The following is an 18,256-nucleotide window of genomic DNA, read 5'->3' as shown; positions in this document are numbered from 1 at the left end:
TTCTAGCTACAGCTTTGTTCAAGGCGCTTTTTTTATGAATAAGGTATATCTATTTTCATTGGTATCGTGTAATTTATATCAGCCTCTCTTTCAATCAATAGTTTAGCTATATCCCATTTCCCACGAGTAGCAGCCCATCCTAATAAAGGTATAGTTCTTTCTCTTCCCTCTATTTTTGCCCCTCTTTCAATCAATAGTTTAACTATATCCCATTGCCCACAATCAGCAGCAAATCTTAATAAAGGCGTAAAGTAGTTATCATTAACTCCTTTTTCAATCAATAGTTTAACTATATCCCATTGCTTATGACCAGCAGCCCATACATATAAAGATATAGTTCCTTCTTTTCCCTCTGTTTTTATTGGCATCAAGCAATTTATATCAGCCCCTCTTTCAATCAATAGTTTAACTATATCCCATTGCCTATGCTGAGCAGCCCATCTTAATAAAGGCATAGTTCCTTCTTTTCTCTCTATTCTTATTGGTATCACGCAATCTATATAAGTAACTCCTCTTTCAATCAATAGTTTAACTATATCCCATTGCCTATGCTGAGCAGCCCATCCTAATAAAGGCATATCTATATGTCTCTTATCTATTATCATTGGTATCACGCAATCTATATAAGTAACTCTTCTTTCAATCAATAGTTTAGCTATATCCCATTGCTCACGAGCAGCAGCCCATCCTAATAAGGGTATAGTTCTTTCTCTTCCATTTACTGTTATTAGTATTATTGGTATCACGCAACTTATATAAGTAGCTCTTCTTTCCATCAATAGTTTAACTATATCCCACCGCTCACAAAAAGTAACCCATCCTAATAAAGGTATAGTTCTATATCTTCCACCTATTTCCACTGTTATCATGGAATTTATATCAGCCTTCCTTTCAATCAATAGTTTAACTATATCCCATTGCCTATGACCAGCAGCCCATTCTAATAAAGATATAGTTCTTTCTCTTCCCTCTACTGTTATTGGTATCATGCAATTTATATCAGTAGCTCCTTTTTCAATCAATAGTTTAGCTATATCCCACCGCTTACAAAGAGCAACCCATCCTAATAAAGGTATAGTTCTTTCTCTTCCACCTATTTTCACCACTGTTATCATGAAATTTATATCAGCCTTCCTTTCAATCAATAGTTTAACTATATCCCATTGCCCACGAGCAGCAGCCCATCCTAATAAAGGCATATCTGTATCTCTCTCATCTCTTATTATTGGTCTTATTATTGGTATCACGCAATTTATATCAGCTCCTCTTTCAATCAATTGTCTAACTATATCAAGATGACCATAATAAACAGCATAGAATAAGGCTGTACCATTAGCGTCTGTAATGTCTACCTGAATGTTCTTGCTATGGAGCAATATTTGTACGATTCTCTTATGTCCATTCTCAGCAGCTAGGTGTAAAGGCGTTTTATTATTATTCGTTAATGCATTTACATCAGCATACCAATCTAATAATTCCGCTACGATTTCTAAATGATCCCTAACAACCGCATGGTGCAGAGCAGTCCAGCCATCTGTATCTGATTCATATACGCTAGCACCACTATTTAGCAATCGTTTGATATCACCTAAAACATCATCATTAACAGTACTATTAACAATTACACCATATAGGGTATTTCGTTCGGTATTTCGTTCATTTATTACTGTATTGGTCATGCTAATCTTCTTGGCATGCACTTTATTTTCGTTATCCTGAGCTGCATGATGCATAACTTTGTTACAACCGGTTAAAGTTAATAACCCGTACGATATAAACCATATTATTTTTTTCTGTAGCATTTCTTTTTTTGTAGCATTTCTCTTCATTTTAATTTTAATACGCTTTTCCTTGCACTATGATGTAACTTGTTCAACTACTGTAAAATTCCCATTTCAAGTAGTGATACCTCTATGGACACTATCTAGTAAAGATTATCTCCCTTGTCCTTTCAGGTGTGCATAATTATTTGCGTTGCAAGTTAAGGAACTTACTAGAATTATCATAATGCAGCTAAGGACAGTCATGTAGATAGGGGGCAGTGTATCCGTTCAGCCGCGTGGCCCATGCGTATCCATGTTACCTATTAGAAATAGTGCAATAATGCAAGATCATAAAAACGCGCCTTGAACAAAGCGAGGCCGTTGCAATAGAAAAATCGCAACGTATTTTTTATAGAAATCTAGATGTAAATTGTACATTTTTGTACGTTCACAGCACTAAAATATTATTTTTTATGTACTTTTAAAGACTTTTTAGTAATGGTTAGGTAGACGCTTGTTTCTTTTATTAAATTTTTGTTTCCTATTGCAATGGTCTCAGATTGTAACCCGGTTTTTGATCCTTAGCCTTCTATTTGCTATTGCTACGCTAATAACCTTAAAAATCGGATGGCTAAACTAAAAATGATATATGCTGAGGCCGTTGCAATAGAAAACAAATACATTAAAAACATTTCTGCCACGTAGGTGAACGGACAATGGCGTCAACTTAAGGCAATTCATGATTAACCTACCCTCCTATTCTACTTGGTTATCAATAACAGCTAAACCTTAAGTTGACGCCATTGGGTGAACGGATACAGCCAACCTAACAGTTTTTTGTACCCCCGCCAGAAAATCTTCTGAGCATTAATTTAAACTTTTTAAAAAAGGTCTACTGAAGATTTTATGCCTCATCCTCCATTCTTTCATCGCCCAAAAAGCCACCAACTTGGGCATCCCACAAACTTTTATAAAGTCCAGCTTTGGCTAGCAACCCATCATGGGTACCATCTTCTATAATCTTGCCTTTGTCAAAAACAAGTATGCGGTCCATATGCAGCAGAGTCGATAAACGATGGGCGATGACGATTGTGGTTTTGTTTTGCATTAACTCCCATAAGGACGCTTGGATCAGGCTTTCCGTAACAGAATCAAGTTGGCTGGTGGCCTCATCAAGAATAAGAATTGGTGCGTTTTTTAAAATGGCACGCGCAATAGCAATACGCTGTCTTTGTCCACCAGAAAGTTTTATACCTCGCTCACCAACCAGCGAATTATATCCTTGTAGCAACTTCTCTATAAACGCATGGGCATGTGCTTTTTTAGCAGCATCAATTACTTCCTCATCAGTTGCATCCATGCGACCATAACGGATATTTTCCATCAAACTTCTATGAAATAGCGATGGATCTTGGGGGATCATGGCGATATTTTCTCGCAAACTATCTTGAGTAACGTCCCTGATACTCTGTCCATCAATCAAAATAGCACCATCTATTACATCATAAAGCCTAAGTATCAAATTTACGAATGTAGATTTCCCACTACCTGAATAGCCTACAAGACCAACTTTCTGACCAGCTTGAATTTCGATAGATTTATTCTGGAAAAGAGGCTCAGTGCCTTTGTAATGAAATGTAACGTTGTCGAAGGCGATTTTGCCGTTTGTGCAATTCAAAGCTATGGCGTTTAGTTTATCCGAATGCGTAACCTCGCTTATCTCTAGCAATGCTATTGCTTGATCTACTGCACCCCAGTTAACCATAAAATCATCCCTTAGCGTATGAGAGAATTGGTATAGAATATTAATGATGTTGAAATTGGTCATAATAACAAATGCAAAATCACCAGGACTTATAACACCTTTTTGATACCCAAAAATTAATGCACTTAAGAAAGCTAGCGCATAAAGTGATGTGAGTATGCTTAGAAATCCATACAACCAAATATTGTAAAAACCTACTTTTTCAGCTATATCAACAAAAGGCTTTTGTAATTTGAAAAAACGACTTTGTTCAAAAGTTCTGGCTGCAAAAAGCTTCACGCTCATCATATTGCCAAGATAATCTGCAGCGAGCCCGATTATTTTGGATTTTGCCTCGGCGGATTCTTTACTAAGTTGCATGCTTTTCTTCAGGGAAACAAAAATGATAACAATAAACAATAAAACCCAAATCCCCATACTTAATGCAAAGATTGGCGCAACGGTTGTGAGCAGCCCTAATGAAATGAGTATCAATAGAACAAAATACATAAATGCATTAATGATCGTGAAAATAAGAGATGTCAGGTGTTGAAAAGCATCATTTATTTTCGATGTTAAAGAACCAGAAAGCTGATTTTGAAAAAAGCTATACGNAATTTCGCTATATATTTTGTTATGCAATAGCCGGTCATAGCCCATGCACTCACCAACATAAATTGAAGCAAGGCATAGAAAACAAATACAACCCATAAATTTCCTTGCGCGTGATTTGAGACAATATCAATAAACTGCTTCACTAAAAGCGGCTTGAAGGTATGATCTACCGTGACCAAGCACATAGCTAAAAAGAGACCAAAAATATACTTTTTATATGGCCTTATATTTGCAATAATAAATTTAAGTACTCGCATAAAACTTACTATCCTCTACAGAATGTTCCAAAAAAATTCCCACCATCAACAGTAATGCATGCGCTCGTTATATTCAGACGGATACGCATAGGCCACTCCACTGAACGGATACGAACGGATACAAATTATCAATTTTATTAAATATGGCTACCACGCAAGTGAAAGGATACTATTAAAAATAAATAGGCAAAGAGAGGCTAGCCATTGGCGTAAAAGAAGCTGGTATAGCGACCTCGGTTTGTGGTGCAGCAAGCGGTGCAGCAAGCGGTGAAGCAATATCATCTGTAAAATTAACGGTTTGATCATGTGCCATTGCATAAGCATCATATATATTTAATAAATACCAGGCAATTGTAATCATAATAAACAGATCACGCGTACGTCCGCACTCCTTTATACGCTTTTCCGTATTTCGCGGCAATTTACCGGAATCTAAGAGCTCAAGCTTCTGCCGCTTACATTTATTCATTTCTTTATGCTGTTGATAAGTCAAATAGCCAATAAGCCAAAAACCTAAATAGAAGCAGGGAGGTTTCCAATAATTTTTATTATATATTTGCCCTAAACCAGGAACAATCATGGAAGAAATCCAGGAACGTTGTACCATAGCGTTTACCCGCATATTTTTACGCCGCAATTGTTCTTCATCAGTTAGCTTACGCTTACTAGAAGAAACCGTAGGGGGTTCTTTGGGAAGATCAGGAGGCAACAAGGTAGAAGGTGGATTAACAGCATCTAATACATTAGGCGCATCTAAAATAGCAGCCTGACTAGAAGGAAAAAAATGCAAACAGCCCATGACTATTAAAAAGCACTTATACTTATAACATAATCTCATAGCTCTTTTGTATGTGAGATAATGGCAATAATCCTTTTTAATTCCTCCTCAGAATCAAACAAAATATTAATCGTTCCTTTTTTTTGTGCATCAGTTTTTATAAGTACTTTTGTGTTAAATTGTTGCGCCAATTGTGTTATGGTATTTTTTAAACTTTCCTTAAAAGAAACATGCAATTCTTCAGTTTTAACCGATCGATTAGACGTTTTATTAGTTAGCTGCTTCAGATTACCAATAGTTGATAGAGCTTGTACCAATTTTTCTACTTCTCGTACAGAAAGAGATGATGCTATAATCTTGTGCAGCACATTTAACTGGGTTTCTGGGGCGTGGAGATTAATGAGGGCTCTTGCATGGCCCATGGAAATTTTTTGATCTCGAAGGGCAATCTGAATATCAGGGGGTAATTTAAGCAACCGAAGGTAATTATTGACGGTAGTTCTATCTTTTCCAACCCGCTCAGCTAATGCTTCTTGCGTTAATTGGCACTCTGTTAACAATCGCTGGTAACTCAACGCAATTTCAATAGCATTTAGTGACTCTCGCTGGATGTTTTCAATTAGTGCTATTTCTAGCATATGCTGATCATGTGTAGCACGCACATAAGCTGGAACTTCTTTTAAGCCAGCTAGTTTAGCAGCACGCAAGCGGCGTTCTCCAGCTATTAACTGATACGTACTACCATCTAATTTCCGAACGGTAAGGGGCTGTATAATTCCATGTAACTTTATAGAATCGCTTAATTCATTAAGCGATGCTTGGCTAAAATCTTGTCGAGGTTGGCAAGGATTTACTGTAATCGATTCAAGCTTAATAATTTTAAAAAAATCTTCACTAGGAACAGAGGGCTCTTGTGTAATAGAGCCCTGCAACAAGGCACTTAATCCTCGGCCTAGCACATTTTTATGATTACCTTTTGTAGGCTGCATAATTTGCAATAGTATAAAAGTTCATATTATTTGGATTTACCAATAATTTCCTCAGCAAGGCTCAAATAGCTAACAGCACCTTTACTATCTGCATCATAAATTATGGCTGGCATACCAAAACTTGGTGCTTCGCTTAATTTTATATTTCTTGGAATAATCGTTTCAAAAACCATACTTTGAAAATGTTTCTTTACCTCTGCTACGATTTGGTTTGCCAAACGCAACCGTGCATCATACATGGTCATCAAGATCCCTTCGATTTCAAGATTAGGATTCAGCCGAGATTGGATAATTTTAGTTGTATTTAACAGCTTTCCAAGCCCCTCTAATGCAAAATATTCACATTGTACTGGTATAACCAAAGCGTTTGCAGCCGTAAGGGCATTAATGGTTATTAACCCTAAAGAGGGAGCGCAGTCAATAATAATGTAGTCATACGCTGGACTTACAGGCTTTAACGCTTCTCGTATACGTCCTTCTCTATTCTTAAAATTTACCATTTCTACTTCCGCTCCGACTAAATTGATATGAGAAGGCAAAAGATCCAGATTGGGTATACTAGTCGATTTGATCAATAGTTTAGGGTCTACGGCCTCCACAATACATTCGTAAATGCTATATTCCACCTCTTCTGGCTTAATACCCACTCCAGAAGTTCCATTTGCCTGAGGATCAACATCAATAAGAAGGGTTTTTTTTTCTAAAATAGCAAGGCTTGCTGCTAAATTTATAGCAGTAGTAGTTTTACCAACTCCCCCTTTCTGATTTACAATCGCTACGATCTTTCCCATAAGTGCTGCAATTTATTCGCATAAAGTTTATAACTAATCATATTACAAGTTTTCATATCCAAGCCCTATACAGATGTGCATTTGGTTGTTTTCTTATTTCTGATACCTTATGCATAAGGCACTAGTAACCAAAAAAATGCACATCAACAAAAGGCATAAGGACCACACTTTTAACGACAACACTTTTTTTAACGATAATACCAAGAAAAATCATTGGAACAAAGGCATCAACTCATCCATTTCCTTACCCTATATGGCTATAAACCACCTATGGCATTCTACTTTTCTAATCTATGAAAAAAGAGAAATATATCAAAAACAAATATCGATATGTTGCTTATATTTTTCACTTATAATAAGCATGATCAATTAAATTATTTGATATTAAGCTTAAAATAAAATTCCAAAAAGGGGAACAAAATTACACAAAAAACTATTATTCTTTTTTATGGCAACCTTTTACCAGCACCACCCCGATTAGCCTTTTAAATAAACCATTAGAATAGAAATATCAGCTGGACTTACACCGCTAATACGAGAAGCTTGTCCTAAAGTTGCTGGTCTTTTCTTATGAAGCTTTTCTAATGCTTCTGCAGAAATTGATTTTAAAAGCGTATAATCAAAATCGGCCGGAATTTCATAATGCTCTAATCGCTCCATTTTTTCTACAAGATCCTTTTCTTTAAGGAAATAGTTCTCATATTTAATCTGGATGCTAACCTGCTCCAGCACCTCTTGTTCATAAACAGCTAAAGCATTTGCTTGCTGCCTGTCTAACACAAGCAGATCGTTAAGATCAATTTCCGGCCTCTTGAATAGCGCATACGCAGTCTGTGTTTCTTGTATTAAACTTCCACCCACTGCTGCTAATTTAGGATTAATGTCTTCTGATGATATCTTCCATTTTCCTAAATAATTCAAAATCAACGCTATGTCCTCTTTTTTTTTGTATACTTTCTGCAATCGTTCATTTTCAGCCAATCCTATAGAATGCCCTAACCCTGTTAAACGAAGATCTGCATTATCTTGCCGGAGCAAAAGACGAAATTCAGCCCGGGAAGTAAACATGCGATAAGGCTCTTCTGTTCCTTTGCTTACCAAATCATCTATTAGTACGCCAATATATGCATCTGATCTTTTTAAGACTACTGGACTGAGCGCATTGATTTTTCTATGTGCATTGATAGCGGCCATTAAACCTTGACAGGCCGCTTCTTCATAACCGGTGGTACCATTAATTTGTCCAGCAAAATAAAGATTTTGTACAAGTTGGGTTTCTAGTGTATAATGCAATTGGGTAGGAAGAAAATAATCATACTCAATGCTATAACCCGGACTTAGCATTTTTAAATCTTCAAATCCGACAATAGACCTTAGCATCTTGTACTGTACATCTTGTGGCAATGAGCAGGACAATCCATTGAGATACACGTGAATGGTATTCCAGCCCTCTGGTTCTACAAAGATTTGGTGCCGTTCTTTATCTGCAAATCTATGAATTTTATCTTCTATGCAAGGACAATAGCGAGGACCTTGCGTTTGTATTTGACCATTATATATAGGAGAACGTGCTAAATTTTCCTTAATGATTTCGTGCATTACGCTATTCGTATAGGCAATAAAACAGCTTTTTTGCTTAGTAAGCGGCACAGAATTGAGGAAAGAAAAACTACCCGGCAATGCGTCTCCTAGCTGTTCTTCCATCTTATGGTAATGCAACGTTCGCCCATCTACCCGAGGGGATGTACCCGTTTTCATTCTTCCAGTTTCAAAGCCTAATATTTGCAGTTGTTCGGCAATACCTGTAGAAGCCCTATCCGCAGCACGCCCTCCCGCCATTTTTTTTTCTCCAATATGGATAAGGCCATTTAAAAAGGTCCCATTGGTTAAAATCACAGCCCGACTCCTTACTTCAATACCTAGCGCTGTTTTAACACCCATCACCATACCATCCCTTATAAAAAGCGCGGTAACCATATCTTGCCAAAAATCGAGATTAGGAAGTGTTTCAAGTGCTAGTTTCCAGCACTCTGAAAATAACCTTCGATCATTTTGTGTGCGTGGGCTCCACATAGCAGGGCCTTTGGAAGTATTTAACATTCTAAACTGGATAGCTGATTGGTCTGCTACTATACCAGAAAATCCTCCTAAAGCATCTATTTCCCTAACAATCTGCCCCTTGGCAATACCGCCCATAGCTGGATTACAAGACATTTGACCAATGGTATTCAGATTCATGGTAATAACTAAAACCTTGGAGCCCATTTTGGCGCCGGCTGTAGCCGCTTCACAACCGGCATGCCCGGAACCAACTACAATAATATCATATTCAAGCAACATCTATTTTTTACTGTTCCACGTGAAACAGGTAAGTAGTAAGTAGTTTAAGTAGTTTAATTAACTGATTTTACGCGCTTTATCTATTAAATTTTCCAAACAGGTCTAAACAAAAACCGCTTTTACGCAACGAGCAATTTGCCCTCCTTGGCATTGCTGTTTTTATACAAATTCCCGACCAGCGAAAAAAAATGAAATTTCCCCGGCAGCTGTTGTATCTGTATCTGAACCATGGATGGCATTATGATCGATAGAGGTAGCAAATAACGCTCTAATCGTACCTGCAGCCGCTTCAGCTGGATTGGTAGCTCCCATTAGTTTTCGAAAATCTACTACTGCATTTTCTTTTTCCAATACCATGGCAACTATAGGGCCAGAAGCTATAAATGCACATAGCTCTTTATAAAAAGGTCGATGAACATGTATATCATAAAAGCGTTCAGCAACTGGGTGGTTAAGCTGAAGCATAACCATTGCCTGAATAGAAAAATCTGCTTGCTCTATCATAGCAAGAATAGAACCAATATGATTGGCTCTAACTGCATCTGGTTTAATCATCGAAAAAGTTAATCTTCTTTGCATACGGTTACTTACTTTTGAGGTATAATAATTATATTTAAAATGTTCTGTATGAACTGTTTTTACTCGTTAACGTTTAAATAGGCTACATGGTCTTGTGGTTTTTAACTATATTTTGAAATATTATTCATGTTCAATACTAAATGACAAAACAGCGTTGTCTTAATCTATATCTTATATAAAACCATATACGCTGCATTTTACCACACCTATACGTATAGAACATCCCTCTACCACCTATCCCGGGAATAGCGACTTGATTTTTTTATATTTTTAACCAAGTAAAAAATATGGAGGAGCAAAAACTACAGTCTGGCTTCTAGGAGGCAAATATAATGCTTTTTAAGCACTTACCCAAGCATCATTTGTGGACGAAGCATAACTTCTAAAGAAAGGTATACTACGTATACGCCTAATCTATACTACAGATTCCCCTATGCATTTATATGGAAAAATTATCTTATATTTCGTCTTTCGTACAGTATGGTTCTATATTATCCTACCGTGACCGTGCTGTTGCACTTGGAGCTATACTATTTTTCCCTAATTGGTTTATATAAAGAGCTAATAAAATTTCATGATTGCCATCAACGACCTTACTTACCATTTGGGTAAGAGAACTTTATATGATGCGGCTTCTCTGCATATTAAAGACAAAGACAAAATTGGTTTAATAGGACCTAACGGAGCTGGAAAATCCACTTTGTTAAAAATTATTACTGGCGAGCTTATGCCAGATAGTGGTAAAATTACCAAACCCAAAGAATGTTCCATTGGTTTTTTTAACCAAGACCTGCTTTCCTATCAGACTGAGGATAACATCCGGAACGTAGCTATGCAAGCTTTTAGTGAAGCGTTGGCCACTCAAAAAAAGATTGAAGCTTTATGTCATCAGATGGAGCACAACTATTCAGATGATTTGCTTACTCAGCTATCGCATTTACAGGAAAATTTTGAAAGAATAGGCGGATATGATATACAGTCAAAGAGTGAGGCCATGTTGGAGGGTATGGGTTTTGCTACCAAAGATCTTGATCGATCCCTTTCTGAATTTTCAGGAGGATGGCGCATGCGCGTTATGTTTGCCAAATTGCTCTTGCAACAACCTTCTGTATTGATATTGGATGAACCAACCAATCACCTAGATTTGGTTTCTATCAAGTGGGTAGAAGAATATTTAAGAAATTATGATAGCGCTTTTATAGTGGTTTCCCATGATAGAAGCTTCTTAGATGGCATTACAACTAAAATTGTAGAAATTTCAAATAAAAAATTCACCATGTACGTTGGCAACTATAGCAACTATGAAATAGAAAAAACGGAAAGAAGTGAATCACTCAAAAATGCATATACCAATCAACAGAAACAGATGAAACATGCACAAGAATTTATAGACCGTTTTAGAGCAAAGGCCAGTAAAGCCAAGCTAGTTCAATCTAGAATTAAGGCCTTAACTAGGGTAGAGCAAATAGAACCCCCTTCTGCTAATCGTAAAACAGTAAACTTTCATTTTCCTATCAAACAAAATCCAAGCAAAATTATTGCTGTGATAGAAAAAATAGATAAGTCTTACGGCCCTGTAGAAATTCTAAAAAATACGGCCGTAGAAATTAACCGAGGAGATAAAATTGCCTTAATTGGCGCAAATGGACGTGGTAAAACAACGCTCTTACGCATTATAGCTGGACAAGAGCCAGCCGAGAAGCAGCAAAGAAATTTTGGCAACAATGTTGATATGGCTTTTTATTCTCAACATCAGCTAGAAGATCTAAATATGCATCACAATATTCTAGAAGAATTGGCCCAGCATAGTACTCATGCGGGAAGAGAACGTACTGAACAAGAACTCCGTACCATAGCTGCCATGTTTCTTTTCACTAAGGATGATGTGTTTAAAAAAATAGAGATACTTTCTGGCGGCGAAAAGGCACGTGTTGCCTTAGCCAAGGTACTACTCTCCCAAGCGAATTGTTTACTCCTGGATGAACCAACGAACCATTTAGATATCAATTCTATTAATATATTAGGACAAGCGCTGCAACAATATGAAGGCACCTGCTTGTTTGTATCCCATGATCGTAACTTTATTCAACAGGTCGCCAATAAAATTTGGTTTATCGAAGATAAAAAGGTAAGGGTGTTTCCTAGCAATTACGAAGCGTTTGAAGCAACGGTACAATTGGCTTAAGGTGGTAAAGATTATTTTTTGTATCCGTTCACTCAATGGCGTCAACTTAAGGTTTAGCTGTTATTGATAACCAAGTAGAATAGGAGGGTAGGCTAATCATGAATTGCCTTAAGTTGACGCCATTGACCGTTCACTTGCGTGAACGGATACGAATTTTTAGGCAGGATTAGCGATATCAGTAGCTGGATGTAGTAACCAACATATTACGACATAATAAATGATTAATCCCAACAGCTCAACAATAGTACTAATGGCAGGGTTTGCTGCTACAGCAGGGTCCCCCTTTAAATATTTGGCAGCCAATGGGAGCGATGCCCCTATAAAAGCAGAACCAATAACCTGAAAGACAATACTCAAAGCCACTACAAAAACCACCCGGTAGTTTCTAGTAACTTCTTCACCTATACTACCAACAATAAACATTTTAATAAAAACAAGAAAAAATAAAATAGAAGCAAGCATAATAGCAATTCTGATCTCTTTTAAAATAATGCTAACCCAATCGGATAGGGTAACTTGGCCACGATTTAGCGCTTGTAATACTACGGAAGCAGCTTGCGTACCTACATTGCCTCCCGTATCTCCAATCATGCCCACATAGAACATAAGGTTAAATTGCCCAAAATAATAGCCTTTATAATGCAAAAAGATTTGGCTAACGATACCTAACATAAATACCCCTATAATCCATTTTATTCTTTTTTTGAGATGTTGTGCACTTGATATTTTGAGATAATCCGGTTCATCTTCTTCCGAAGTAATACCCATAAACTTATCCATATCCTCAACTTGTTCAGCCCTGATAATATCTATAGCATCGTCATAACTTACAATGCCTACTATTTGTTTCTCGTGATTTAAAATAGGAATGGCTACTAAGTCATATTGCTCAATTTTTTTAGCTACTGCTTCTTGGTCTTCATCAACCGTGGCGTATAAAAAATTTGTCTTGAGTATCGTATCTATCCTTTCTTGGGGAGCGTGCATAACCAAATCTTTCAGGGAAATAAACCCAACTAGTTTCATCTTTTCATTTACTACATAGATGTAATAAAGCATTTTTTTAGAAGGCGCATCTTCACGAATTTTAGCTATAGCTTCTTCTACCGTCATTGCATTCAAAACGGTTGCAAAGTCTGTACTCATAATACCTCCTGCCGTATCGGGTGAATAGGCATTAAGCATGATAACGTCTTCTCGGACCTTTCTACTCAAATAGGGTAATAAATGGGCATGTTCCTTACCGCTTAAGCGTTGGTAAAAATCGACACGCAAATCGGAAGGCATGCAAGAAAATATCTTTGCAAAAATACTTTTGGGAATACTACCATAGAGTTGCATTTGTAACCCACTATCGTTAAATAATGCAAATATTTCGCCTTGTCGTGCAACAGGAAGAGCACTAAATATGCGTATGATTACATCAATAGATTGTTTTTCTAAGAATCTGGCCACCTCTATCGGGGATGTACGCTCTAAACAATAAATAAGCCTTTTGTCTTGCTGTTGTTTCAACAAACGCATCCATTTAACAAACTTATTATCTCCTTTTTGTTTCATAATATGCAGTGTTTTGCCTCCATAATGATACAATTATGTTTAGCGATGCTAGCTCCTCTACACCAATCCACATTTAGCTTTGAAAATTACACTACGCTTACCCCTACTGTGTTAGCCACAAGTACCATGAATAAGGAGCCCCATTGGGAGGTAAATTTAAGGGAATCTGAATAAAATCGCCAACAAAAAATGCATATGCAAAATGCATAATATTAAATAATATTTACTACCACGCTAAAGGCTATTTTTGTATAGAATCCCTTTATATTTAGGTAATATTAGCCATTTTATAATACCCTCATTTTGAGGTTAACCAATGAGATTAACCAATCTATCATTTGTTTTAATACATTAAAGCAAATATATTTGCTTTAATCAAAATTAAACTTGTATACCACAAATGAGATCTAAAAATATAGTACTTTCCTTGACCATCATTACTTTTTTACTGTCAATCTATTATCTATCTTTTACTTTTGTGGACTACCGCGTGCAACGGCACGCTGAGCAACAGGCCATGGATGCAGAAGGGAAAGTAGATTTTGATAAAAAACAACATTACTTGATGGAGCAGTGGAAAAAACCTGTCTACAATTTGTTGGGCGCTACATATACCTACGAAGAAGTAAAGGAACGCTCATGTAAACTAGGCTTAGACCTGCAGGGTGGCATGCACGTAACCATGGAACTTTCTCCTGTGGAACTGGTAAAAGGATTGGCCTCTTACCATAGGGATCCCTCTTTTGTAGAAGCGCTACAATGGGCACAAAGAGAACGAGAGAAAGGTGCACCAGCCTCATTTTCTAAGCTTTTTGTAGAAGCCTACAAAAGAATGGCACCAGAAGGAGATATAAGAGATATTTTTGCTACTGCTACGAATCGAGCGAGGGCTTACACTTTTTCTAGCGAACAAGATGTTATAAGGGCTATTGACCAAGAAATTGCAAATGCACTAGACCGCTCCCTTACGATTGTACGTTCTAGGTTAGACCGCTTTGGCGCTTCACAGCCCAATATTCAGCAGCTACCTGGCACAGGAAGGATACAAATAGACCTCCCAGGTGTTACCAGTCCTGAACGGGTCAGAAAGCTCCTACAAGGGGTAGGCCAGTTGCGTTTCTGGGAAGTAGCAGAAGTTGAAGAATATGGCCCTCAATGGGAAGCCGTAAATAATTTCTTACTAGATGAAGAAAAAAAGGCATTAGAGGCCACCCTTCCAAAGGATATTACCGAGGAAGAAAAAGCGCAACGCATGCCTAAACAATCTATGCTCCAGCGGCTTTCCAAATGCCCATTCTCTTCTGGGTTAGCTTATGCCCCCCAAGATATGGACCAAATAGAGGCAATCCTTCGAAAGGAAAAGGTCAAATCTTTATTACCACAAATTACTTGGATGTGGGAAAAGAAAGAGCACACCCTAAAGGATGGCACACAAGCGGTTACGCTTTATGCAATTAAACAGTCTAAAGAACAAAAACCTCTTTTAGAGGGAGATATTATTACCCATGCCACTCAAAATTTGGGCGAAGCTAACGAACCATGTGTAAGTATGCGAATGAATAGCAAAGGTGCACAGATCTGGAAACGTATTACGGCCAATAATATTGGTAAACGTATTGCCATAGTTTTAGACAACCGGGTTTACTCAGCACCGATGGTACAACAAGAAATCCCAAATGGCTATTCACAAATATCTGGTAGTTTTACCGTAGAAGAAGCCAAAGACTTAGCAAGTATATTGCAAACAGGGTCCTTACCAGCACCGCTTAAAATGGTTGAAGAAGTCATTATGGGCCCAAGTTTGGGTAAGATGGCGCAAACACAAGGACTTGTTACCACAGCACTGGGCTTAGGGCTCGTGCTGCTTTTTATGATCGTTTATTATGCAAAAGGAGGCATAATAGCCAACATTGCACTTTTATTTAATTTACTGTTTATTGTTAGCGTTTTGGCCCAATTGGATGCCACTTTAACGCTACCAGGTATTGCAGGTCTTGTGCTTACTATTGGTATGTCCATCGATGCAAATGTGCTTATATTTGAAAGGATACGAGAGGAACTAGCCAAAAAAGTTCATATCAAAGAGGCTATCATCCGCGGGTACGAAAAATCGTATAGCTCTATTATTGATTCTAATGTTACTACCTTTCTTACTGGAGTTATCCTCTTTTATCTTGGTCAGGGGCCCGTGCGTAGTTTTGCAATTATTTTAATGATTGGTATTATAAGCTCGGTATTCTCTTCTATTTTTATTACGAGATTGTTTTTTTCTTTTTTTATAGATGGCTACCGTACCCCCAACTTAACTTTTTCCTATGGAAAGTTACCAACGCTTTTTAAGGATATACAGATTAATTTTATTAAAAACCGTTATCGTTTTTACGCATTCTCCTTATCGTTTATAGCCCTTGGGGCTTTCTGTTTTTACCAAAACAAAGGTCTTACTTTAGGGGTGGATTTTGTAGGAGGTCGTTCATACGTGGTGAACTTTTATAAACCTATGGACTCCTCTTTCCTTAAAAAGGAACTCTCCTCTTCTTTTGAAGAAAGTGTAGAAGTGCGTACGTATGGAACGAATAGCGTAATGCAAATCACTACTAGTTATTTGAGTAATGAGGATGCTCCTGAAACTGATAAAAAAGTAAAATGCAAACTGGTTACTGCGCTCAAAGCGCTAACTCCATTAGAAAAAACCGAAACCAATCAGGCTCCCCCAAAAAAGAGTTTTAGTATTATAAGTAGTAGCAAAGTAGGTGCTACAGTAGCGCAAGATGTACAAAAAAGTGCAAAAAAAGCGATTGCGCTGGCCTTGTTTGGTATTTTCCTGTATGTCGCACTACGTTTTAAAAAATGGGCATTTGGATTGGCAGCTGTATGTGCGCTTATACATGATGTCCTGATGGTTATGGCTGGATTTAGTATCGCACGCACCTTCGGATACAATTATGAAGTGAATGAAGTATTCCTAGCTGCAATGCTTACCGTTATTGGTTATTCCATAAATGATACGGTAGTAATATTTGATCGCATACGGGAAAAATTAATCAATAAAACCGCAGCTGTAGATATAAACGTTATCAATCATTCTATTAGAGAAACCTTAAGTAGAACTATTATTACTTCTTTAACAACATTGTTAGCTGTTTCTATGCTCTTCTTCTTTGGTGGAGAGGCATTGCGTAGTTTTTCTTTTGCATTATTATTGGGCGTGCTATTTGGCACTTATTCTTCTATTTGTATTGCAGCGCCACTTATGGCAGATTTTGGAGGTAAGTCTTCTATACTAATTAAGTAGTAGATACAGTTTGGTACGGATACCAAATTCGATACAATAGCCCCATACTATGCAATATAGTACCAAAGTAAAAAGTACATTAACATGAATTTGTATTTACAAAAGAAACATATCATTCCTATTTACTTATGTTTCTCTGGACTGGGCTCGATCGTACAACCCATGCTCCTCATGGGTTGTACGATCGCTCTATTCGACATAGATAAGAGTGGTGTTTCTGCTGCTTACCTAGAACCCGCTCGCTTATTAGGTATTAGTTGTACTGGACTGTTGGGTGTTTTTTTTATTAAATTTTTTTCGTCTTATAATACCATAGTTAAATATATACTTTTATTGACCTTATGCACCTTACTAGGTTTTCTGTTGTATAATGAAGTTAATATACGTTCTGCTGCTATAGCCATATGGGCACTTTCTTGCCTATTTAGTATGATACACCCTATTAGCATTACTTGTATTAATACACAAATAGAGACAGCGGAAAAACCTTTCTTTTTTTCTACTTGCCAAATTTTTTCACAGGGCCTTAATATATTAGCCCCAAAATTGGCTAATATATTATTAGCCAATTTTGGGTTTAAATCATTGCTGCTTTTTTGTATCCTCATTAACATTTTACGTATTTTAGTGTGGAAGCAGTTGGACGCTATAAAGGTTGCTACAAAAGAGGAAAGGATGCAAAAATATGGTATGCTAACCGGGTTTAAGGAAATAGTTCAAAATCCTGGACTATTATGGATGATTAGCTTTCGCATCATTAGTCATATAGGCATTGTAGCCTATACCATTAGCTTGCCAATTATAGCAGCAGAAATAGCCAATGGAAATAGCCAAATACATGCGCAATTATTCAGCCATAATATGAGCATTAATAATCTAGCTTTTATTGTAAGTGGCATATGGGGTTCATGGCAGTTAAAAAGAAACCCCAAATTAATTATTTATTTTTTCAACATTAGTCCTATGCTTATTGTTTTAGCTGCTATTATAGCTTTTTATGCTAGACAGCCCCTGTATTTGCAAATAACAGCATTGTTTTATGGCGCTGGGCTTTATTTTTTTAGAACAGCTACTTCTACTATAGCGCAAGCCTTAACAAAAAAAAATAAGCTCGCATATGCTATTTTAGCTGGAGATGGTACAGTAAAATTTTTTGCTTATGGCATTAGTTATTTGATGCCATTGTGGGTTGTTCTTCCGCCTATTTGGGGCATAGCGCATCCATTTGTAGGATGTATTTTGTGTTCTTTGCTTTCGCTCAGAATAGCAAAACCCATTGTCAAAATGTATTTGTCATCTCTGCGCAAGGAAAATAGTGTGAAATAAGTGTAAACTGCTAAGCGCTATAAACGTATTTATT

The 18,256-nt window shown here is 37.2% G+C and carries 11 protein-coding genes; 3 read left to right on the top strand and 8 right to left on the bottom strand.

Annotated elements, in window-relative coordinates; all coding sequences use genetic code 11:
- Positions 1 to 32: 32 nt before the first annotated feature.
- From EDM02_RS04605 to ndk, 7 genes are all read right to left on the bottom strand, one after another.
- On the bottom strand, positions 33 to 1,829 hold the full coding sequence (locus EDM02_RS04605) for an ankyrin repeat domain-containing protein (protein ID WP_070064646.1): 1,797 nt from the start codon (positions 1,827 to 1,829) through the stop codon (positions 33 to 35).
- 838 nt (positions 1,830 to 2,667) lie between these two features.
- Positions 2,668 to 4,167, bottom strand: a complete 1,500-nt coding sequence (locus EDM02_RS04600; protein ID WP_478210134.1) for an ABC transporter ATP-binding protein — start codon at positions 4,165 to 4,167, stop codon at positions 2,668 to 2,670.
- Between the two features lie 384 nt (positions 4,168 to 4,551).
- The gene (locus tag EDM02_RS04595; protein WP_123663453.1) at positions 4,552 to 5,178 is read right to left on the bottom strand and encodes a DUF5683 domain-containing protein; all 627 of its coding nucleotides are present in this window, start codon (positions 5,176 to 5,178) and stop codon (positions 4,552 to 4,554) included.
- Positions 5,179 to 5,213: 35 nt separating this feature from the next.
- Entirely contained in the window at positions 5,214 to 6,146 is a 933-nt protein-coding gene (locus EDM02_RS04590; protein WP_123663451.1) for a ParB/RepB/Spo0J family partition protein, read from the bottom strand.
- 26 nt (positions 6,147 to 6,172) lie between these two features.
- On the bottom strand, positions 6,173 to 6,937 hold the full coding sequence (locus tag EDM02_RS04585; protein WP_123663449.1) for a ParA family protein: 765 nt from the start codon (positions 6,935 to 6,937) through the stop codon (positions 6,173 to 6,175).
- Between the two features lie 477 nt (positions 6,938 to 7,414).
- The gene (gene mnmG, locus EDM02_RS04580) at positions 7,415 to 9,277 is read right to left on the bottom strand and encodes a tRNA uridine-5-carboxymethylaminomethyl(34) synthesis enzyme MnmG (protein WP_123663447.1); all 1,863 of its coding nucleotides are present in this window, start codon (positions 9,275 to 9,277) and stop codon (positions 7,415 to 7,417) included.
- A 159-nt stretch (positions 9,278 to 9,436) separates the two neighbouring features.
- Entirely contained in the window at positions 9,437 to 9,856 is a 420-nt protein-coding gene (gene ndk, locus EDM02_RS04575; protein ID WP_123663445.1) for a nucleoside-diphosphate kinase, read from the bottom strand.
- 574 nt (positions 9,857 to 10,430) lie between these two features.
- Here ndk and EDM02_RS04570 point away from each other — a divergent pair.
- Complete coding sequence (locus tag EDM02_RS04570; RefSeq protein ID WP_123663443.1) at positions 10,431 to 12,041, top strand: ABC-F family ATP-binding cassette domain-containing protein; 1,611 nt, start codon at positions 10,431 to 10,433, stop codon at positions 12,039 to 12,041.
- A 156-nt stretch (positions 12,042 to 12,197) separates the two neighbouring features.
- On the opposite strand, the gene mgtE is transcribed toward EDM02_RS04570, so the two are convergent.
- Complete coding sequence (mgtE, locus tag EDM02_RS04565) at positions 12,198 to 13,601, bottom strand: magnesium transporter (RefSeq protein WP_123663442.1); 1,404 nt, start codon at positions 13,599 to 13,601, stop codon at positions 12,198 to 12,200.
- A gap of 400 nt (positions 13,602 to 14,001) precedes the next feature.
- Here mgtE and secDF point away from each other — a divergent pair, with 400 nt between their 5' ends.
- Positions 14,002 to 16,896, top strand: coding sequence for a protein translocase subunit SecDF (secDF, locus tag EDM02_RS04560; protein ID WP_123663440.1), 2,895 nt, complete (start codon positions 14,002 to 14,004; stop codon positions 16,894 to 16,896).
- A gap of 171 nt (positions 16,897 to 17,067) precedes the next feature.
- Positions 17,068 to 18,222: an MFS transporter gene (locus tag EDM02_RS04555; protein WP_221179608.1), complete on the top strand. Its 1,155-nt coding sequence runs from the start codon at positions 17,068 to 17,070 to the stop codon at positions 18,220 to 18,222.
- Positions 18,223 to 18,256: the final 34 nt, after the last annotated feature.

It is taken from the genome of Candidatus Cardinium hertigii (assembly GCF_003788695.1).
The sequence above is the reverse complement of the archived record's forward strand: the minus strand, read 5'-3'. Positions and strand labels throughout refer to the sequence as shown.